Here is a 19,458-nt window from a genome sequence, read left to right as displayed (position 1 = left end):
CAGTACCGAGCGGCGGCAGAAGGAGGCACGGCGGCGGCTGAAGGGCCTGCTGACCTGCGGATTGACGGCAGGATCGCGCGCAGCGGGGTAACAGTTGACGCAACAGATGGCGTTAATTTTGTCGCGACAGTTGGTGTGACAGATATGGCGGCAGACCAGGGATCTGATCTCACGGGATGTACAGGCTCTACTTCACTTCGGGCCCCAGCAGATCCAGCGCCTCCTCCCATCGGAAGCGCTCAGCGCCGCCACCAGCCTTGGGTTTGTGAGGCTCGTAACTGCCGATCAATACGCCCATGGCGCGCAGCCGTTCCAGACTCTGCTGGTAGGCGGGGTGGGCGGCGTTCAGGTAGGGCAGGACGGCAGTGGGGATGCCCATGCCGTATGCCTCGCACAAGATGCCCAGGGCCAGCGTGTCGCAGATGCCGGCAGCCCACTTGTTGACCGTGTTGAAGGTGGCCGGCGCGACCGCGATGGCATCCGCGGGCGGCAGAGGCCGTGCCTCGCTGGGCGTGCGCCAGGCGGAGCGGATCGGGTAGCCGGTCTGCGCCTTGAGCGCCTCGGTGTCGAGGAAGCCCAGGCCCTGCGGGGTGGCGACGACGCCGACGTCCCAGTGCCGTTCCTGCGCGGCCGTGATCAGCTTGGCGACGTCGCCAGCGGTGCCGCATGCGCACACGATGACGTACAGGAAGGGCTTCTTGTCCGGGGCGTTCGGCTCGGTCACGCGGGGGCTCCCAGTTGGCGGCTGAAGTGGTGCAGTTCTGGCAGGGTACGGCGGCGATCGCGAGCGACCATGTCGGCGACGAGGTCACGGACGGCGGGGCGACGGACGTCCTGGGCGGCGCAGGTCTCGGCGATGCGCAGTGCCTGATAGCCGTTGGCGAGGCGGCCTTGCTGGCTGTAGGCGCGAGCCGTCTCCACCCATAGGGCTGCCCGGCGCTCGGGGACGGGGATGTGCCGGCGCATGAGGGGGCGTGCTGCCTGGAGGGCGAGGCCTGCGTCGCCGAAGGCCACCAGGGCGCTGATCTCGCGGAGAGCGACGTTGGTGGGGCTGAAGTTGGCCCAGGCGTCGGGCTGGTCGAGGCAGACGTATCGGGTGACCTCTTTGGCCTCGGCGAGGAACGCCTCGGTGGCAGCGCGGTCGCCTCCGCTGCTGGCCGCAGTCACGCCGCGCAGCAGCAACAGCCCTACGGCTGCGAGGTACTTCGGGGTGCGGCGGTCGTAGGAGCCGGTGAGCTGGTCGGCGGTGTGGCGGACGAGGGTGATGGCTTGGGCGGTGTGCTTCTCGCGGGCGACGACGTGGGCCTGTACGCGGACGCTGGAGGCAAGGACGACCGAGTCGCTGGAGCGTTCGGCCTCGGCCATCGCGCGGCCGACCGCGAGCCAGGCGTTGCCCTGGTCGTGCTGTTTGAGCAGCAGGCTGGTCGAGGTCTGGTACGCCGTGGCGAGCAGCCCGGAGAGCACATCTGTGGCTGTGGTGTCGCTGGCGGCCTGCCGCAGGTCGGCGATCAGGCCGGGCAGGGTGCGTTCCAGCATTGTGTAGTCGCAGGTGTAGAAGAGCCTGCGCGCCGCGCCGACCCGTTCGCGGAGCATCGCCGTGTCCAGGGGAGCGCCAGTACTCGCCGGGCTGGGGCCGGGCAGGAGGGCCTGGACGAGGCCGTCGTGCGCGGCAGTTGAGGTGGCGGGGGCAGCGAGCGCGGCGATGCTCGCTGTAAGGAAAGTACGGCGGTGCATGTCCTCTGCTTCGGAATCGGCGACGGAGGCGTCGGGGGTAGTCGCGAGGCCCAACTGGTGGGGTGGGATGGTCAGTTGGGTGTGGATCCTCTCGGGGGATGACTGAGCTGGGAAGACGCTGATTGGCGTGTGGTCGGTGGCGTCGTGCTTCTACCGTGGCGGGGTGGAGGTGGCGCCATGGTGTCGTTGCCGGAAGAGCTTCAGGCGCGGGAGTCGGCGGCTCGACAGTGGGTGGAGGAACTTGAGGCCGAGGCGGTGGAGTTGGCCGTCCGGCTGGAGCGGGCCCGGGAGGATCTGTCGCGGTTGGAGATCACGCGGGAGACCGTCGCGCAGGTGCTGGCGGAGTTGTCGGCCGCGGAGGCCGAGCCGGACGTTGCGGCGGAGGATGTGCCGGAGGCGAATGAGACGTCGGTGCCTCATGGGGTCGGGGTGATGATGGTGCCGCCGTGGCGGGAGGGCCTGGTCGTGGCGGTGTTGCCGGATGTGTACCGGGACATTGTGGAGGTCATCGCCGATGCGCCGGGGCCGTTGCAGGCCAAGCAGATCGTGCCGCGGATCGGTCTGCCGACGACGACCGGGAAGATCGAGGGGACCCGGGGAAAGCTGAAGCGTCTGGTGGAGCGGGGCTGGCTGGACGAGGACGCGCCGGGACAGTTCGCTCTCGCCCGCCGCGGGCCGGGCGCCGGCCGGTCCAACTCCCGGTGACCAAGGGGCTCTTCTCTCTAGATTCGAGGGTGCCAACCACATCGGATCCGCTGAAAGAAGAGCCCGGTGGAACAGTACGACGCCTTATCCGAGCCTGATCCGTACATCGCCTCCCGTGATGCCTTCGAACGCCTCGTCTCGACGCTGGCCGGTGCCCCGGCGCGGGGCATGGCCCATGACGAGCTGGAGCTGCTGCTCGAGCGGCAGGGACGCGAACTGCTGCGGCAGTTGATGCAGGATCACCTCGACAAGCGGGCGATAAGCGAAGAGGACGCCGTGCGCGCGGACGGAGGACAGCCGGTCGTGCGCGGGCCGGAAGGACAGGCGAGGACCTGGCGGGAGAGCGACCACGGCCGCTGGTTGACCTGCGTGTTCGGGCCGGTGCGGGTGACCCGGATCGCCTATCGCGGCCGCGGCGTTGCCAATGTGCACCCGGCGGACGCGGTGCTCTCGCTGCCCGCCGGCCGGCACTCACGCGGACTGGCCCGGCTCGCGGTCCTGGAAGCGGTCCGCGGTTCGTTCGACCAGGCCGCCGCCGCGATCGAGCGACGGTGCGGCAAGGTGCTGGGCAAGCGCCGTCTCAAAGAACTGGTGGTCGCCGCCGCAGTGGACATCGCCGCCTACTACACGGCGAAGATCCCCATCCCGTGCACCCGCGAGATGCCTCTGATCATCCAGGTCGATGGGAAGGGGGTGGTGATGCGTCCTGAGGCCCTGCGCGAGGCCACCCGCCGAGCCGCGGCCAAGAGCGCGGCAGCCGGGCGGCGCGGACGCCTGGCCCCGGGCGAGAAACCCAACCGCAAGCGCATGGCGACGGTGGCCTGCGTCTTCGACGTTGTTCCGGCCCCACGTCGGCCGCACGACATCGTCCACCCGCCCGGCGGCCGCAGCAAAACCCGACCGCCGCGGCCGGGACCGAAGGCGGAGCAAAAATGGTGCACTGCCTCGGTGATCCGTCCCCCGGAGCAGGTCGTCGCCGACGCCTTCGCCCAGGCCACTGCCCGCGACCCGCAGCATCTGCGGGACTGGATCGTGCTCGTCGACGGGGCCCGCCACCAACTCGACCTGATCTACGACGAAGCGGCCCGGCGCGGCCACGCTGTCCACGTCCTGCTCGACTTCGTGCACGTCGCGGAGTACTGCTGGACGGCCGCGCACATCTTTAATCCGCCCGGCAGCCGCGAGGCCGAGACCTGGGCCGCGGACAAACTCACCGCGATCCTCGCCGGACACGCCGACTGCGCGGCCACCGAGATGGCCGCCCAGGCCGCAGCCGAACAGCTTCCCGCCGCCCGCCACGATGCTGTCACCACCTGCGCCCGCTACCTCACCGGCCACCTCGACCAACTCCACTACGACACTGCCCTGAAGAACGGCTGGCCGATCGCCACCGGCGCTGTCGAGGGCGCCTGCCGGCACCTGATCGCCGACCGCCTCGATATCACCGGCGCCCGATGGGGACTCGACGGCGCCGAAGCCGTCCTCCAACTACGCACGCTGATCACGAATGGGGACTTCGAGGACTACTGGATCTTGCATGCAGCCCGCGAGCATCAGCGTCTCTACCCGGCCCCCGTTCAGGGCCGATATGCCCTGACGGCCTGATCAGTCCCGGCGCAATCGCCCTGCGGGTTCCTGCGGTCCGCGGAGGAAATCCCAAGACTCATAGGCGCTTGGCGGGGATACGGTGCTGCCATGTTGCTGTCACCCGACGATGAGCTCCGCGGCCCTGATGACCTGGTCGCCTTTCTTCGTGACCTTCACCTCGACTTCCAACAGCGAGGTCACGAGTGGGAAAACCCGACGCTTGACCGCTTCCTGGAAGCCCTTGCCGCATGGGTCGGTAGCTCAGAGAACTGGTACCGAAACTTCGGCAAAGAACTGCCGCCCGAGGGTGACTGGACGTACTTCGCTCGGGCACTCGCGGCAGCGACCGTCTACGAGTAATCGGGGTGCCCACCTGCGCAGGGACTTCCCTGGAAAGGATCCGCACCCTATCCCGAAAGCGTCTCCCTGTCCTTGCCGACCACTCTCGTGGAGCAGGTGCGATTGGCGCGGCCGGTGGCCCTCGCAGGCTACGGCCCCGGCCGCCAAAGTTCATCAGGACCAGGATCTGCGGCGGGTGGCCGGCAGATCTCAGAGACAGGATCTCGTCGGCGAGCGTCACCCGGACAGCGCGGCCTGCACGACACCTGGTCGTGCCGGTCATGACGGGCTACCGCGAGGCAGTCTTCCGTGATCAATGAGGCGGCCTGCTGTGTCACTGCGAGGGCGGAATTCGGTCAAAGCTTCGTTCATCCAATGGTGTTGAGCGCATTGTCGTGTTTGTGCTCTGGTGCTTTGCCGTGTTGGCCGTGAGGATGCCCGCCTGATCGGTGCACCGGGGGGCGGTATGGGGCTGGGGCGGGGGCTGCGTGTTCGGGAACGGGGTGCGGAGGGGATGGCCGAGTGGCCGGCAGTGCCGGTTCAGGCCGGGGCTGCAGGCCCCACCAGCCGCTCCTCCGGTGAGGTGGATCCGACGTCGTCAGAGGTGACCCGGCTGCTGTGCCAGTCCGTCTACTCACGCCCTGACCAGGTGAAAGCCGTCACGACGTGGTGGCGCAGGATCCGCGGCAAGAGCAACAAGGCGAGCAAGCCCCGGCGCAGTGTCCGCAGGCGTATCTATCTGGAGGGCAGCGACGACTGCCCGCCTCTGGGTGAGCCCATGGCGGGGTGGGTGGTGGATCATGTCCTGCATGGGCCGCCGTTGCCCGTGCCGTCGTACGGTTTCGATCTGCTGCCCGTGGTCGCGCACAGTCTGCGCAGCAGACGACGGCAGTGGCTGCGGCGGGTGCTGGTACTGCTCTGGGCCGCTGCTGTGGCGTACGCGATTCCGCGTGCTGCCGTCGTGTGGGGCGTGATTGTCCTGCTGGCGCTGGTGATGCGGTGGGCGGCGCTGCGGGCGGTCCGCAGAGGGAAGAGGTCGCGGCTGGCACCGTCGCCCCGTGCCGCGTATGTCGTGCTGTGTGTGCCGCTGCTTCTCGCCGTGGTGCCGTATGAGCCCATCCGCAGCGAAGTGGTCCCCTTGCGGCTGGGCTTGCTGCTGCTTCCGCTCGTGCTGCTGGCCGGAGCGGGACTTGTCTGCATGGGCGACCGGCTGGCCGCGCGGGCGGCCCTGGCGGAGATCGCCGGGGAGGGTGTCGCGACCAGCCGTCTGCCGTGGGTGGCGGCGAAGGCGGGGCGCCGGATGGCTCAGATCAGCGCGGAGCAGAAGCGGCAGGAGCTGCCCTACAACAATCCGGAGAGGTTCGTCGGGGCCGGGCGCGAGGTGTGGGGCGTCGCGGACATCGGTATTCCGCTCAAGCCCAAGGATCCGCAGGAGTCGGTCAGGTCCTTCGGTGAAGACGAGCTCCTGCGGCGGATGGGAACCGCTCTCAAGGACCTGGGGCGCGGCGCACGGGAGATCACCGATCCGCTGCCCGGCTTCTCGGTCACGCAGGTGAAGGGGCTGCCGGCCGCGCTGTGGCTGCGGCGCACCCGTGCCGCGAAGCTGGAGTTGCCCGACCTACGAGGCCGAGGCCGCCGCTCGCCGTCCAGCGTCCCCGACCGGCTGTACCTGCGCGCCCAGTGCGTCAGCTGGGACGGCCAGGTCGTGGTGAGCGTGTTCGTGCACGCCGCACTGGAGGCCGGCGAGCTGCGGCTGACCCTACGACCGCACGTGATGACGCCCCTGTACAACGAGTTGAGAGTGACCGACGCGCCGCTCGCCAAGCGCGGGCTCCGGCTGCTCGGCTGGACGGCGGTACAGGCGATGCTCGACGCAGCCGAAGGCCCGCTCTCCTTGTGGCAGTTCGTGACCCGCCTCGGGCGGGGCCAGCAAAGGGACGACGACTCCGTCGAGGAAAAGGATCCGCTCAGCCTGCGGGACCGGTACTCCATCGAGGAAGTCACCGACATGCACCAGAGCGACGATGCCAAACGGCACGTGGTGCTGATGCAGACATGCATCTTCCGGGCCGTCGCGGAATACCTCGTCGAACTCGGCGTCGAAACCGCCCAGTTCGATGAACAGGTAGCCATGGTCATCACCAACATCCAGGTCTACGGCGACAACAACGCGCCCATCCAGAACATCGCCGGCAGCGGTATCAGCAATATCGGCCAGGACAACAGCGCCCAGGGGGGAACGAAATGATGGTCGGACGACGCCGCCACGAGGACGAGCACGGGCATGGCTCGGGCATCAGCATCGGCGGCAACAACATCGCTCCGCTGCAGAACGTGGTGGGACACAACATCTCACACGTTCACCAGTCTGCTACCGCCGAAACCACCCCAGTAGACCTCGACACCGTGCGCGATCTCCTCGCCTCCTTCCGCACCGAGGTGGACCGCAGCGCGGGAGACCTGCGCAACGCGCAGGTACTGCAGGCCATGGCGGACTCCATCGACACCTCGCTCACGACGCCGGACGCTCAGGCACAAGGCACCCTGCGCGGAGCCGTGCAAGCACTGCCAGCCCTCGTGGCCGGCACCGTCGTGCAACAGGGCGGCGAAGCGCTCGCCCACGCCCTCGCAGGATGGCTGGGCTGAGGAGAGGCCCAGGTCGGTCAGGTCTGGGCGGGGGCCGGACACGATCGGTGCCTCCGGCCCGGGCCCGGTGTTCCCGTCATGCGCGCCGGCGGCGAAGTCGCCGACAGCCCGGACATTGTTGCGCCGCACCCTGCGACTCAGCGTTCGAGCGAGAGGGAGCTCTTCGTCGTGCCAGGGTCAGTGCAGTGCGTCGATGGCCTTCACGATCAGGGCGCGGGCGTTGGCGCCGTGCACGGCCATGCCGTGCAGCCGTTCGAACGCGTCCGCGTAGAGGGCGATCTCGCTGGGCTGCGTGACCGTCACACGCGCTGCGAGGAGCTCCACCGATACGAGACTGTCGTCGTACATGTGGAACGTCTCCACGGGCCACATGGGCCTTGTCTGGGCCGACATGGGGATAACGCCGAGCGACACGGCCGGCAGCGCGCCCGCGGTGAGCAGATAGCCGAGCTGGGCGGCCATGGCCTCGGCGTCGGCGACCTGGTGGTGCAGCGCAGCCTCCTCCACCACGAGGAGAAAGCGGCGTCCTGGTTCGTGAAGGATCCGGGAGCGGTCCAGGCGCGCGGCTACGGCTTCCGCCACGTCGTTGGGGATGTCGCGGAACTCTGTGATGAGGGACAGCAGTCCCATCGCGTATCCCTCGGTCTGCAGCAGGCCGGGCACGAGAGTGGGTGAGTAGACGCGGAAGAGCTGGGTTGACTTGAACAGGGGCACGTAGCTCTTCTGCAGCTGCTTGAGTCCGGTGCGCAGCCTACGGCGCCATTCCACGTACATGGACTCGGCGTTGTGGGACTGGGCGATGATGTCCGGCGCCTGGTCGGCTGCCTCGCACGCCTCGCACCAGCGGCGGATGTCATCGGCCGACGGGGGCGTGCGAGCGCCTTCGATCCGGTAGGTCTTCGGGTGACTCCAGCCGCAGCGTGCGGCCAGCTCAGGCCCCGTGATCCCTGCATCGGCACGGAGCTCCCGCAGGCGTTGCGCGACTGCTTCGCGAGCAGCCTGGGCCGAGGAGGACGGAGAGAGAGGCATGAGCCGGCCTGGTCACCTTCGTGCTAGCTGATCTTGTAGTTCTCGTGGGGGATCGCGCGCGCCCACACCGTTGCAAAGGCGTCGGCACACAGCTTCGCCGCGGCCGGATCGTCGCTGGTCTCCCCGCCCGCCGAGGCCCCGTCGCCGGTGAAATGGTTCCAGAGGATGAGGCGATCATCGATCAGCCAGAAGTCATTGCCGGGCAGCGCAATGTCAGATGCTTGGCGGCGTGGCAGCCACCGCACTTGCTCGCCCGCAGCGACGTTGGTGAACGTGCCTGAGTGCTCGAAGCGGATGTATTCGCTGACCGGTTCGGAGACGATGCGGGCGCGGCGCACCACGACTTGGCGGGCCACCGTCTCCGCGATGAGATCGAGCCATGGCCGCCACCAGGAAGCGCGGTCTGCCGGGTCGTGGCGGAAGCCGGCCCGCCACTCGGCGAACGGGCCTTTCTCGTAGTCGACGGCGTAGGAGTCGCGCATCTCCAGGTGGACGGCTGAGCGCGTTGCCGACCCGAGAAGCTCAGCGAATGTCGGGACGATCGAGGACATCGCATGCCTCCCTGATCATGGGCATCATCCGGGCCGGAATTCGGATCACTGCCTCGTGGTCCGGGATCCCCTTGGCGTGGCCGGGGACCTCGAACTCTGCACACGCCGCCTCAAGTTGCAGGCTCGGCTTCCATCCTTGGAGCACGAGCTCTTCCTTCTCCTGGTCAACCCACACGGTGGGGCTTTCGCCGTCTCCGGTGTTGGGGTCGATCCCGATGAACTGTAGGTCCACGGCCGCCTCCAGCGCTCGTCGTGTTCAGGGATGTACACCACCATTCTGTGCCAGAGATAGCAGGCCAAGGGCGCAAACCAGCCGCGTGTACATAGGTGCACATTGCTGGCACTGCGGCACACCGGGCTCGTAGCGTCGTGACCAGCGGCAGCCCACTATCTGCCCATGCACACGCCGCGCTCCGGTGTCTGGGCAGGCCCACGCCAGCGGAGGCACGCGGATGAAGACGACCATGAGCCCACCCGTCACGCTCGGAATGCCCATCGACGAGCCCCCGCCGGCGCCGGGCTGCGGTGTCTGTACGGCCCTGGCCCGACAGCGGGCCGACGCCATCGCGGCCGGGGACCCCTCTCGTGCGACGGACTGCAACGTCGAGATCCGCAACCACCCCCACCCCAAGCGCCACGGAGGCAGGTCGTGACCGGCGCCCGGTGGGAATGGCGCGACTCGGGGAGCGCCTCCGGCCACATGCAACAGGTCGCCAGCAGCGGCACGTACAACCGCATCCAGACCGCGTATCGCGCCTACATCGACCACGCCACCACGTGCGACGGCTGCGGGCACGGAGAGCGGCGGTGCGCGGAGGCGGACCAGCTGTGGAGGGCGTACCGCGCCGCCCGCACCTAGCACCCTGCCCGACCCCGTACCCCATGAGCTCCGGGGACGGGCAGGACCAGGCCCCGGCCTCCGGAACCCGGCTCGCCGGCGACGACGGCTTCCTCGTTGGCCCAACGTCGGCGGCGGGCTCAACTGCCAGCCGCGTGCGGTGGCGCCCGGCGTGGAGGCTCCGCGGGCTAGAGCGACCTCCATGCAGTGTGCGTCGTCGTCAGACGGCGGTGGCGAGTACATCAAGGACCGACCGCGGCGTCGTCGTTGGGATGGCGGGCTCGCCAGTCACGGCGTCCTGTCTATCGCAGATAGGGACCATCCCCGCGCGTACGGGGAGCAGGCGAAGGGCAAGCTCGAGGACTTGAAGGGGAAGGGACCATCCCCGCGCGTGCGGGGAGCAGGCTGCGCGCTGTATGGCGCTTCGGGTGGCGCGGGGACCATCCCCGCGCGTGCGGGGAGCAGTTGCCCGCGTACCGCCAGGCCTGCTTGGCGAAGGGACCATCCCCGCGCGTACGGGGAGCAGGTGGTGTGGACGCTCTTCTGTGGATACAGGTAGGGACCATCCCCGCGCGTGCGGGGAGCAGAGCGCGGCGGGCGTCGAGGACCCACTTCTCGACGACGGCCCGAGTTCAGCCGACGCCGACACCACTCGGGCTGGGACCATCCCCGCGCGTACGGGGAGCAGAGGATCTGCACCGCGCGGCGCTGCCACTGCTCGGGACCATCCCCGCGCGTGCGGCGAGCAGCCGCGGCCCCGCTCGGAAATACAAAGAGCAGAGGGACCATCCCAGCGCGTGCGGGGAGCAGATGATGCCGCCCTTCCCGTTCTGCCGGGGCACGGGACCATCCCCGCGCGTGCGGGGAGCAGTGCACAGGGAACCGGGACTCGTTGACGAAGCCGGGACCATCCCCGCGCGTGCGGGGAGCAGGCGGGCGGGCGCCCGCCCGGCCGCGCGGGGTCAGGACCATCCCCGCGCGTGCGGGGAGCAGGCCTACAACGGGACGGGGCGCCCCGAGCCGGTGGGACCATCCTCGCGCGTGCGGGGAGCAGCACTACCTCACTTCTTGGTACGCACGTTGACGGGGACCATCCCCGCGTGTGCAGGGAGCAGTGGAACAGGCCGAAGTGGCCCTTCTTGTAGGTGGGACCATCCTCGTGGTCGACGATCACGTATTTCCCATCGGCAGCATCAGTTTCCTCGCCCAGACGTTCGGGCTTCAGGCACGCGGCTGTACTCGCCTCTCTGACCGAACAGCTGGCGAAGCGGTGCCCGGCTGGTCAGTCCCAGTCGGACGGCGGCTGGTCGACTCGGCCGCCCTTGTGCGGCGTGGGGATGTAGTCGCGCGCACCGCCAGGCAGCGCGGAGGCACACGCCGATGAGCAGGCGTTCACTAGCAAGGGCAATACGTCAGTGGCCACGCGCAGTGAGATCCACATCTGGTGGAGCCCGGCCTGTCCGATCGGGCAGTCGCAGACGCTGCAGCTGTGGATGGCCGTGGTGCCCCAGCGCCGGGGATCCAGGCTTCCCGGGTCGAGGTCCGTGACGGAGTCCGGGAAGGGCTGCAGCCGCGGGAACGGCGGTCGCAACTTGTAGTTGCCGAACAACGCGCGCGTGCTCACCGTGCTGCGGGTCAGCTTCCGGCATCGGGTGATCTCGTAGGGGAACCAGTGCAGCCGGTAGGACGTGTAGGGCGTGAACTCCTCCAGGCTGGTCATGGCCCCGATCTCGGGCGGGATCCGGACCAGGTTGCTGCCGTAGAGCACGAGGTGCTTGACCGCGGTCAGCTGGGCGATGCTCGGCGGCAGGGTGACGATCTGCCGCCGCTCTTCCGGGCTGAGCTCAATCAGGGGGCGGAACTCTTCGCGCCCGTCGGCGGCGGCCTCGTCGATCAGCTCCAGCAGATGCTGCCAGCCTGGAGCGGAGGTGTCCTGGCGCTCGTTGTGAAATCCGACCCGGGCTCGCGGATGAGGCCTGGACTGGTCGAAGCACGCGCAGACGTCCTGGCGGGACCCGCGCCGTTCCGGGGCCGGATCCGATGTGTCGCCCCAGCGATTCACACAGAGCCGCGGCTCTCTCTCGCTCGTCATGGCGCCAAGATACGAGGGCTGCCGCAAACCGCCTGAGTGATTATTCGGGTGAGCGCACAGACGCCATCCGCCCGCCGTGCTCGAACGTTTGGCCGGGGAAGCTGACGCTGCAGGTGGGGAATTACGTGACGTTCCACACCCCGCGCGTGCGGGGAGCAGTGGAGCAGCAACCGGGCGTTGGGCCCGGTCCTGGGACCATCCCCGCGCGTGCGGGGAGCAGGCGGTCGGCGCGGGGGTGATGTCGCACTACGAGGGACCATCCCCGCGCGTGCAGGGAGCAGCGCGTCTCGGGGGTGCGCAGGAACGTCGCGATGGGACCATCCCCGCGCGTGCGAGGAGCAGCGAACTTGCGCAGTCCCTGGACGCAACCCGGTCCGGGGGACCACCCCCGCGCATGCGAGGAGCAGTCGACCCGGGTGGAGAAAGCGTAGTTCTTGGCGGGACCATCCCCGCGCGCGGGGAGCAGGAGCCGGTGTTGTCACGCAGCTCGAAGATGATGGCACCATCCCCACGGGTTCGGAGATGAACCAGAAATGGCTAGAGGGCCGATGACTTGCACCGCCACACAGCATGTTCCAGGCCTGCGGGATCGTGTCCGAGCTGGGTGGCGGCCGCCTCATACACGGCCCGCAGCTGTTGGTGGGTCAGGCCCGTGATGCTGGCGTCTGCGGCGAAGGAGCGTAGGTGCGTGTCGATGGCGATCTGAGACCGGCCGACAAGGTTGCCGATGTAGTCCACGGTCTTTGGCCCGACGCCTTTCACGGTCCGCAGAGCGGCGCGGTTTTCTCGGTGTCCTACCCAGGTGTTGAGGTCTTCCCGGGTGTCGACGGCGCGGGCGGCCAGCAGGTCGGCTATGTGGTGGGCGGTGGCGACCCTGCGGGGGCTGTTGAAGTTCATGGCGACGGCCAGGTCGTCGGTGGCCAGGCGAGCCCGGAAGCCCCGCACGGTGGCGGCGTCGGGCCAGGCCGCCTGGAGCTGGAGGAGACGGGGGCGGATCGTCGAGGCGTACTTGCGGCGTGCCTGGAAGCTGGCGTCGCAGATGACGGCCCCCATGTGCGTCCAGCCTCCGGGTGCCAGGAACGGACCGTCGCCAAGAGTGCGACGAATGTGGGCGGCGAGCTGCTGGACGTGATGCTGTGCGGTCATAGCTCCAACGAGCTCCGTCCTGCTTGAAGAGACCTGGGCAACAAGCCTGCCGGACCGTGACCGCTCCCGCCCGCAGGATCAGGGGTCCGGATGCCGGAACGGCTCTGGGCGTACAGGGAACTTGAGGTGCCGGCGTACCGCCTCAAGGACGACCCTGGGTCGGAGGAGCCGAAGCCGGCCAAGGGTCCAGAGGCGAACCGATGGCTACAAGCTGGCTCTGGGAGGGGCTCCCTTCCGCGGCACCACCCCCGCGCGTACAGGGAGCAGACCTTCTCCGCGATCTGCTCGGCGAGTGCCGGGGGGCCATCCCCGCGCGTACGGAGAGCAGCGACAGACGTACGCCGATGTGAAGTACGGGTCGGGACTATCCCCGCGCGTGCGGGGAGCAGTCGGTCACCGTGGTCGTCGAAGTCCGGTCGGTGGGACCATCTCCGCGCGTGCGGGGAGCAGTTGTTCCCGCCCGGGGGAATGCCGTACTGGTCGGGACCATCCCCGCACGTGCGGGGAGCAGGTGCCGAGCCGGGTGGCCGCCTTGCGCAGTGCGGGGAGCAGTCCAACGCCAGCGCCCAGCGAGTGCCCGTTCTGGGACCATCCCCCGCGTGCGGGGAGCAGTACGGCGCCACGATCACGGACCGCACCGTGACGGGACCATCCCCGCGCGTGCGGGGAGCAGCTCTCAAACGCGCTCTTGTCGATACCCGTGAAGGGACCATCCCCGCGCGTGCGGGGAGCAGCAGACCGGGGTGTCGTCGAGGCCGGCGTCGGGACCATCCTTGCGCGTGCGGGGAGCAGTCGTTGTCGTCATCGGGCTTCACAGCAGGCGTGGGACCATCCCCGCGCGTGCGGGGAGCAGGGCGACGTCCCGTACTTGCCGATCTTCGTGATGGGACCATCCCCGCGCGTGCGGGGAGCAGTTGTAGGCGGTCGCGTCGCACACGAACGCCTTGGGACCATCCCCGCGCGTGCGGGGAGCAGCAAGCTCTTCGATCCGGCGAAGATTGGCTTGGTGGGACCATCCCCGCAGGTGCGGGGAGCAGGCCTCGGGCCCGTTGTCGCACTTCTCGATGGCGGGACCATCCCCGCGCGTGCAGGGAGCAGGTGGCTGCCGCCCTGTTCATGGGGCTGCGCCTGGGACCATCCCCGCGCGTGCGGGGAGCAGTGCCGCGCGACGACACACGAGAAGATAGGGCCAGGAACATCCCCGCGCGTGCGGGGAGCAGAAGGCGCCCGTCACCGGGCTGATGACCGTCCGGGGACCATCCCCGCGCGTGCGGGGAGCGGCCGAGACTCTTGCTGATCTGCCCCTTCGCCTTGGGACCATCCCCGCGTGCGGGGAGCAGGGCGACCTGCAGCACGTCATCGACTCTCTGCTGGGACCATCCCGCGCGTGCGGGAAGCAGCCGATGTTCTGGTAGACACCGCGGATGGCCTCGGGACCATCCCCGCGCGTGCGGGGAGCAGCACGGCCCGTGGATCTCGATGTACGGGTACGTGGGACCATCCCCGCGCGTGCGGGGAGCAGTTCCCCAGCGGGAGCAGTGGCCGCGTCGCATGGGACCATCCACGTGCGCGCAGCGACCAGCTGGACGGCCGTATCTACCCGGTCGTCAAGCAGGGCCCATCCTCGCGCGGGTGGGGCGAAGTCGGCCCGGCCGGAGCGAGGTTGGCCGCTTACCGGGTCAGCAGTAGTCCGCAGCCATACGCCCGGCCGTGCCCAATGCCCTGGGTCATCGCGTCGACCAGAGCGCCTGGGTCGGTGACCGTGAGCGTGCCCCGTATTTCCGCGCGGGCGATGCGCAGACCCTTGTGGGGGCCGGCGCTTGTGACCGTGGGGAGCATGCGTACGGACAGGGACTCCTCTTCTGCGGTGGCGCCGATACGGGTGACGCCGTCGGGATCCTTGCGCGGCTCGCCGGGCGGTTGGAGGCGGCGTGCGAACCAGTTCTTCACGTGGTCGGGGCGGGTGTGCGCGGCGCGGCGGCCGCGGGGACGGTCCGGGGCCGGCGGCCCGGACGGACGGCTGCGGATGGGGTTGACGACTGTGCGGAAGGTCAGGGAGTCGCCGGTGCGGAAGGTGCGGTCGACCGTGATCACATGCGGTTTGTCGGTGAGCGCGCCGCGGGGCATGCCGGCCCAGTCCCCGGGGACTCGGGACTGCACGACCAGGACGAGGGCGCCTGCTTTCAGGTCGACGGACCACGTGGACATCACTCCCATCTGCGCGCGGGCATCGCGGTCGCCATCGGTGACCCAGCCGCGGAATCCGCTCATGACCGTGCGGTGCATGTCCTGGGCGTCGATCAGTGACTTCGCTACGTAGGGGTGGCGCGCGTCCAGGGTCAGCACGGAGTGGGTCGCGACGAAGCGGGCTGCGGCCGTGCCGGTGTGCGGGGAATTGTTCACGGGATGATGTCTTCCCAATCGGTGGCGTCCGGGGCGATGGTGAGCCTGCGTCTGACCTCCCAGCGGGTGGTGTGCTCGGGCTGCAGTGCGTCGAAGCTGACCGGCTGGTCCTGGACGGGCACGGCGCCCCGTTCGGAGGGCGGGGTCTGGATCCATGCCCAGGGCCTGCGCGCCGGGTCGGCGGTGCCGTCCGGCCCGGGCAGGAGACGGTGGGTGCGGAATGCTGTGTCGAGGTCGCCGCGGATGGTTTTGAGGGCCAGGGTTCCGGACGGGGGGCAGGACTTGCGGCCCAGCCAGAGCAGGCGCTGCGGGTGCTCCAGTGCTCGCGCCACGGAGTTCAGGAAGTCTTCGTCCTCGTGCTGGAGGCCTGCCAGGAAGGTGGCGTCGGCGAGGTACCACCGCTCGGTGATGAGGGCCGAGCGGGCCAGTTCGCCGGAGATGAGCACGCCGGAGAGAGGGTCGGTCGCGATCTTCTTGGGGGCGCCGTACCATCCGGCCAGCGTGTGGTGGCCGAACTGGTCCGGCGACGCCGCCGCGTCGAGGGCTGCCGAGACGGCGGAGGCCCGCCGGTGGTCGGTGATGAGGTCGCGGGGGCGCAGTGGATAGGTTCCTCCGCCGACGGTGTGGTAGTCGCGGACGGGGACGCCGGGGTGGTCTGCGCGCACCCCGAAGAAGGCCCGGGCCAGTTCCCCCAGGGCCGTCAGCCGCGTCTGTTCCCTGTTGTCGTTGTCTGTGCGTGCTGCCGGGTGTGTGAGGGCCATGGTCCTCGGAAGTCCCAGGGCTGCCGCGCACATTCCGGTCACGGCCGATTTGGTGGGCCGGCTGTGCGAGTCGCGGCGTGCGGCGAAGCGGCTGGCCGTGCCCCACGACTGCAGGGGGCCGGCCAGCCGGATGAGCAGCACGTATGTCACGGTGTCAGTCCCTCGATGGTGTCCACCCGGGTCGCTCCTTCGGAGTTCAGGGTGTCGAGGAGTGCGTCGATCTGCGGGTCGTAGGTGAGCAGGCGGGCCGTGCGGATGTCGGGGCGGCGGGTGGCGACGAATGTGTGGTGGTCGAGGAGCCGTCTGACGCCGGCGGGTCCGGCCGGTCCTTCGCCGCCCTTGTCCTCGGGGTTCTCGTCAATGGGTTTTTGGAAGGCGGCCGCGTAGTTGTAGGGGCGTTCGCCTTCGAAGGCCAGTACCAGCGCGGGCAGCGAGCCGGTGGATGCGGTGGAGTTCTTCTTGGCCTCGGGGAAAGCCTCGACGAATGCGGTGACGAATTCCTGCTCCGCGGCGGCCGCGGCCTCTTCCGCTTGTGTCCGGGTCATGCCCGCGGCCTGGAGATTGTTCTTCAGCCGGCGGCGGTCGAGGACGGCGTGCCGGTAGAACGTTCCGGAGATGAGTGACTGGTAGCCGGTCATTCCCGCGCCCGCGTCGTCTGCGGCGTCCAGGAAGTCCAGTGCGTTCTTCTTGCGCTCGAGCTTGGCGTCGTCGGCCGCGGCGTAGAAGTCGTCGATCTGTTCGGCTTCCTGGACGGTGAAGGCATGCGCGCTCTGCACGGCGCCGTCCACGTTGGGCGAGTCGGGGATCTCGGCGAGGAACCGGCCGTACAGGGCGATGTCGATGGCGTCGCGCGGGGCCAGTGCGGTGAGCACCGCGGCGCGTGATTGCTTGGGCAGCGGGGGCAGGTCCTTGGTGTCCGCTCCGCCGGCGTCTTCGTATTCGGCGCTCTCGGGTGTCTTGCGGGCGCCCCGTTTGGGCTTGGCGAGGGCGCTCTGCGCGGCAAGATACTCCTCCCGCCATGCGCGCAGCGGTTCGGCTTCTGCCGCGATGTGCGCGGCGATCCGCTCGCCGGTGTCGGCGGGGGCGAACAGGAGCACCTTGGTGAGGTTGGCGACGGTCTTTTTGGCCTGGTCGCCGAACTTCAGTCCCGTCGCCTCCAGTACGGCCCGGGCCGTAATGAGGGCCTCGTCCTTCTCCCAGCCGTGGGCCGTCTCCAGTTGCCGCGCGGTGAGCAGCGCCCATTCCCGGGTTCGTATCCCGGTGGTGTGGCCGGCCAGGGGGCCGACTCCCGCGTTGGCGCGCTGGCGTGCGTGTACCCGCTCGGCGCGGCGCCGGGCCTGGCTCGTGATCATGTGCCGTTCGGTGCCGCCGTACACGATGGTTTTCGGCGATCCGTTCTCGTCGCGTACGGGCAGGACCGCGGCAAGGGTCTCCAGCAGGTGGAGGGAGAGGAACTGGCCACGCGGGGCGGAGGTGTCGGTCACGTGCTGCTGCCCTTCTGAGGGTTTGGGCCGGCTTGGTACGGCTCGTGGAAGTCGACCGCCCAGTGGTAGGCGATGCGGGCCTGGCGGTCGTTCCACCGCTCGAGATCGACAACGAGGTCGGTCCAGGACGGCGGTTGCTGTTCACAGGCGCGCAGCCGGGTGATCGCGTGCTGGAGGTGCCGCCAGGGGATGCGCCGGCTGGCCACGATCCGGTCCACCAGCCGTGTGGCGCCGGGGTCCCCTGGCCCGCGGCTGCCCGGGCTGCCGATCCTGCGGGCTGCTGTGCCGAGACTGCCGAACCCTCGAGCGGGCCGTCCCACGCCCCGGTGGTAGACGGCGAACAGGAACGCGACCTGTTCGTAGATCTCTCTGTGGTCCTGGTCCGGGGCGTACCAGCCGGCGCGGATGCCCGCGCTGGTGCCGGCCGTGACGCGTCGGAGCTGGGCGAGGTCGCCGTATGCACGGTTGTGCACCAGCGTGGTGAGCCAGGCCGTGAGGCCGTCTGCACCCTCTTGCGCGGATTCCCGCCCGGTTGCGCTGGTCATGCTTCTCCGTCCTTGAAGCCAGTGAGGTCGGCCGGCGCCCTGGGGCTGGTGAGCTCGCTCGTGAAGCGCCTCAGGGCCGCAGCGCGGGCCTTGAGGCCCTGCCCGTTCTTCGGAAGCGAGTCCAGTCGTTTGCCGAGGAACTCTCGTGCCGTCTGCACGAGCCACTCCACATATCCGGGCATGCAGTCGGTGACCATGGCCCCGTCGGCGACGTCCAGAAGCAGGGTGTGGAAGGGTTCTTCCGTCGCTTTCCACTGCTCACCCCGGGCGTCGAAGCGAGCGATCTGCGCCTTCTTGTCGGCGGGTTTGGGGTTGGCATACATGATTTCCCAGGCCGCGTAGGCAGCCCGGTCCAGGCTTCGCGCCACGTGCTCCGCCACCTGGGAGCCGCGTAGCGACGCCTGGTAGAGGACCGGGGCCAGGCCCGGGGCGAAGGGGAAGACGCTGGTGACCCAGCCGATCGGGGTGGTCTTGTTCGACAGGAGGCCGACCGCGAGCAGGTCGACGGGATGCCGGTCGGCGCTTTTTTGCCTGGGCAGCTTCGCCAGACGTGCATAAAGGCCTCCGGACTCCTCCTCCACCGCGGCGTAGAGGGCGTGCGCCTCACGCCACAGGTCACGGGTGACCGACGGCCACAGCGGCTTCTTCTCCCCCGAGCGCGTGACGGACATGACGGCGTCCTGGAGATGCAACTCGGCGTCCAGATCGAGAAGTTCACCGGCACCGATCAGCACCCGGTCGACAACGGCCCTGTCGCCGTCGAGTCCCGCCTTCGGTCTCATCAGCACCGAACGGCCCAGATAGCTGTGCAGGTCCGCGTACCCCTGCACGGGACGGGCCGGTGGCTTGGCCTGGAACCCTCTGCGAGTGATCGGCCCCTGCGTCCACGTCAGGTTGAGCACGCGCGACTCATCGGGGGCCGGCATCAGGTTGAGGCGCAGGGTGTCCCCCAGGGTCCGCCCCACGGCCAGGACCCGGATCCGGCCGCCGAGCCGCCCCGTGGCCAGGTTGGTCACGGCAGCCCCCAGCGTCGCCTTGCCCGATATCCGGGCGCGGCCGGACAGGCCGAAGACGTGCTGGGTCAGCATGGCCCGGAACGCCTTGGCCGCGGGCAGCGGATCGGGGTGCTCGAGATGGTGGTGATCGGCGAACTGGTTGTAGTCACCGGCATGTTCAATGACCAGCTGTGCCGGCCCCGTCCCGTGTTCCGCCAAGAACTCGGCGAGCTGAGCGTTCTGCCCCAGCGGCCGGGTGGGATGGAACAGGTCCCACTCCCCCGCTGGCTGCCCCGCCAGCCAGGACGCGACCTCGGCCAACGGGTGCGCCTCCTCCACCCATTGCTGCCACTCCTGCACCGAGGTGGGGTGAACCCCCGAGGCGTAGCACAGGGCGAGCAGGAACTCGACGACGGCGATCTTCTCGCCGGGGGTGTCCCCGTCGACGTCCGCCGCCTCCTCGGCCAGCGAGAACAGCTCCACCAGGTTCCGTCCCACGACCTCGCCGTCCAGCGACAGAGCCCGTACGCACACGTGCTCGCGGGGATCCCAACGCGGCCGTCCGCCCGCGTCGTTGAGCGGGGGTAAATCAGGCAGGTTCAT

Annotated in this window: 18 protein-coding genes, 1 pseudogene and 2 CRISPR repeat arrays; of the genes and pseudogenes, 7 read left to right on the top strand and 12 right to left on the bottom strand. The window is 69.3% G+C overall.

Features of this window, described 5'->3' with window-relative positions; genetic code table 11:
* Nucleotides 1–187: 187 nt before the first annotated feature.
* Entirely contained in the window at nucleotides 188–724 is a 537-nt protein-coding gene (locus ACFY0T_RS42715) for a flavoprotein (protein WP_388883742.1), read from the bottom strand.
* Nucleotides 721–1,809, bottom strand: a pseudogene (locus ACFY0T_RS42710) (transcriptional regulator); the annotation flags it as partial. The pseudogene ACFY0T_RS42710 and the gene ACFY0T_RS42715, both read right to left, overlap by 4 nt.
* Nucleotides 1,810–1,911: 102 nt before the next feature.
* Between ACFY0T_RS42710 and ACFY0T_RS42705 the strand changes: the two are divergent.
* From ACFY0T_RS42705 to ACFY0T_RS42685, 5 genes are all read left to right on the top strand, one after another.
* Nucleotides 1,912–2,439, top strand: a complete 528-nt coding sequence (locus ACFY0T_RS42705; protein WP_388883740.1) for a hypothetical protein — start codon at nucleotides 1,912–1,914, stop codon at nucleotides 2,437–2,439.
* 66 nt (nucleotides 2,440–2,505) lie between these two features.
* The gene (locus ACFY0T_RS42700; protein WP_388883738.1) at nucleotides 2,506–4,044 is read left to right on the top strand and encodes an ISKra4 family transposase; all 1,539 of its coding nucleotides are present in this window, start codon (nucleotides 2,506–2,508) and stop codon (nucleotides 4,042–4,044) included.
* A gap of 90 nt (nucleotides 4,045–4,134) precedes the next feature.
* Complete coding sequence (locus ACFY0T_RS42695) at nucleotides 4,135–4,386, top strand: hypothetical protein (RefSeq protein ID WP_388883736.1); 252 nt, start codon at nucleotides 4,135–4,137, stop codon at nucleotides 4,384–4,386.
* Between the two features lie 493 nt (nucleotides 4,387–4,879).
* The gene (locus tag ACFY0T_RS42690; protein ID WP_388883734.1) at nucleotides 4,880–6,613 is read left to right on the top strand and encodes a hypothetical protein; all 1,734 of its coding nucleotides are present in this window, start codon (nucleotides 4,880–4,882) and stop codon (nucleotides 6,611–6,613) included.
* Complete coding sequence (locus tag ACFY0T_RS42685; RefSeq protein WP_388883732.1) at nucleotides 6,610–7,011, top strand: hypothetical protein; 402 nt, start codon at nucleotides 6,610–6,612, stop codon at nucleotides 7,009–7,011. The genes ACFY0T_RS42690 and ACFY0T_RS42685 overlap by 4 nt, the downstream gene beginning before the upstream one ends.
* Before the next feature lie 177 nt (nucleotides 7,012–7,188).
* Here the strand turns inward: ACFY0T_RS42685 and ACFY0T_RS42680 are convergent, their stop codons facing one another.
* From ACFY0T_RS42680 to ACFY0T_RS42670, 3 genes are read right to left on the bottom strand one after another with little or no spacing between them, the layout of a single operon-like run.
* Nucleotides 7,189–8,040, bottom strand: coding sequence for a helix-turn-helix domain-containing protein (locus tag ACFY0T_RS42680; protein WP_388883730.1), 852 nt, complete (start codon nucleotides 8,038–8,040; stop codon nucleotides 7,189–7,191).
* A gap of 23 nt (nucleotides 8,041–8,063) precedes the next feature.
* Nucleotides 8,064–8,591, bottom strand: a complete 528-nt coding sequence (locus tag ACFY0T_RS42675) for a DUF6879 family protein (RefSeq protein ID WP_388883728.1) — start codon at nucleotides 8,589–8,591, stop codon at nucleotides 8,064–8,066.
* Nucleotides 8,563–8,823, bottom strand: a complete 261-nt coding sequence (locus tag ACFY0T_RS42670) for a hypothetical protein (RefSeq protein WP_388883726.1) — start codon at nucleotides 8,821–8,823, stop codon at nucleotides 8,563–8,565. The genes ACFY0T_RS42675 and ACFY0T_RS42670 overlap by 29 nt, the downstream gene beginning before the upstream one ends.
* Before the next feature lie 232 nt (nucleotides 8,824–9,055).
* Here ACFY0T_RS42670 and ACFY0T_RS42665 point away from each other — a divergent pair, with 232 nt between their 5' ends.
* Together ACFY0T_RS42665 and ACFY0T_RS42660 are read left to right on the top strand one after the other, a co-directional pair.
* On the top strand, nucleotides 9,056–9,244 hold the full coding sequence (locus ACFY0T_RS42665; protein WP_388883724.1) for a hypothetical protein: 189 nt from the start codon (nucleotides 9,056–9,058) through the stop codon (nucleotides 9,242–9,244).
* Nucleotides 9,241–9,450 carry a hypothetical protein gene (locus tag ACFY0T_RS42660; protein WP_388883722.1) on the top strand — a complete coding sequence of 70 codons (210 nt, stop codon included), beginning with the start codon at nucleotides 9,241–9,243 and terminating at the stop codon, nucleotides 9,448–9,450. The genes ACFY0T_RS42665 and ACFY0T_RS42660 overlap by 4 nt, the downstream gene beginning before the upstream one ends.
* Before the next feature lie 638 nt (nucleotides 9,451–10,088).
* A CRISPR array of direct repeats spans nucleotides 10,089–10,544; the repeat unit is 29 nt; unit sequence GGGACCATCCCCGCGCGTGCGGGGAGCAG.
* Between the two features lie 167 nt (nucleotides 10,545–10,711).
* Here the strand turns inward: ACFY0T_RS42660 and ACFY0T_RS42655 are convergent.
* From ACFY0T_RS42655 to ACFY0T_RS42625, 7 genes are all read right to left on the bottom strand, one after another.
* Entirely contained in the window at nucleotides 10,712–11,521 is an 810-nt protein-coding gene (locus ACFY0T_RS42655) for a leucine-rich repeat domain-containing protein (RefSeq protein ID WP_388883720.1), read from the bottom strand.
* A gap of 130 nt (nucleotides 11,522–11,651) precedes the next feature.
* A CRISPR array of direct repeats spans nucleotides 11,652–11,989; the repeat unit is 29 nt; unit sequence GGGACCATCCCCGCGCGTGCGGGGAGCAG.
* Between the two features lie 69 nt (nucleotides 11,990–12,058).
* Nucleotides 12,059–12,667 carry a hypothetical protein gene (locus ACFY0T_RS42650; RefSeq protein WP_388883718.1) on the bottom strand — a complete coding sequence of 203 codons (609 nt, stop codon included), beginning with the start codon at nucleotides 12,665–12,667 and terminating at the stop codon, nucleotides 12,059–12,061.
* Between the two features lie 1,671 nt (nucleotides 12,668–14,338).
* Nucleotides 14,339–15,070 (bottom strand): type I-E CRISPR-associated protein Cas6/Cse3/CasE, encoded by a 732-nt coding sequence (gene cas6e / locus ACFY0T_RS42645; protein ID WP_388883716.1) that lies wholly within the window; start codon nucleotides 15,068–15,070, stop codon nucleotides 14,339–14,341.
* Nucleotides 15,067–15,981 (bottom strand): CRISPR-associated protein Cas5, encoded by a 915-nt coding sequence (gene cas5, locus ACFY0T_RS42640; RefSeq protein ID WP_388883714.1) that lies wholly within the window; start codon nucleotides 15,979–15,981, stop codon nucleotides 15,067–15,069. The genes cas6e and cas5 overlap by 4 nt, the downstream gene beginning before the upstream one ends.
* Nucleotides 15,978–17,315: a type I-E CRISPR-associated protein Cas7/Cse4/CasC gene (locus ACFY0T_RS42635; protein ID WP_388883712.1), complete on the bottom strand. Its 1,338-nt coding sequence runs from the start codon at nucleotides 17,313–17,315 to the stop codon at nucleotides 15,978–15,980. Before ACFY0T_RS42635 ends, cas5 begins: the two co-directional genes overlap by 4 nt.
* Nucleotides 17,312–17,860, bottom strand: a complete 549-nt coding sequence (casB, locus tag ACFY0T_RS42630; RefSeq protein ID WP_388883710.1) for a type I-E CRISPR-associated protein Cse2/CasB — start codon at nucleotides 17,858–17,860, stop codon at nucleotides 17,312–17,314. Before casB ends, ACFY0T_RS42635 begins: the two co-directional genes overlap by 4 nt.
* Entirely contained in the window at nucleotides 17,857–19,458 is a 1,602-nt protein-coding gene (locus tag ACFY0T_RS42625; protein ID WP_388883708.1) for a type I-E CRISPR-associated protein Cse1/CasA, read from the bottom strand. The genes casB and ACFY0T_RS42625 overlap by 4 nt, the downstream gene beginning before the upstream one ends.

Source organism: Streptomyces sp. NPDC001530 (genome assembly GCF_042894545.1).
Lineage (GTDB): Bacteria > Actinomycetota > Actinomycetes > Streptomycetales > Streptomycetaceae > Streptomyces.
The sequence above is the reverse complement of the archived record's forward strand: the minus strand, read 5'-3'. Positions and strand labels throughout refer to the sequence as shown.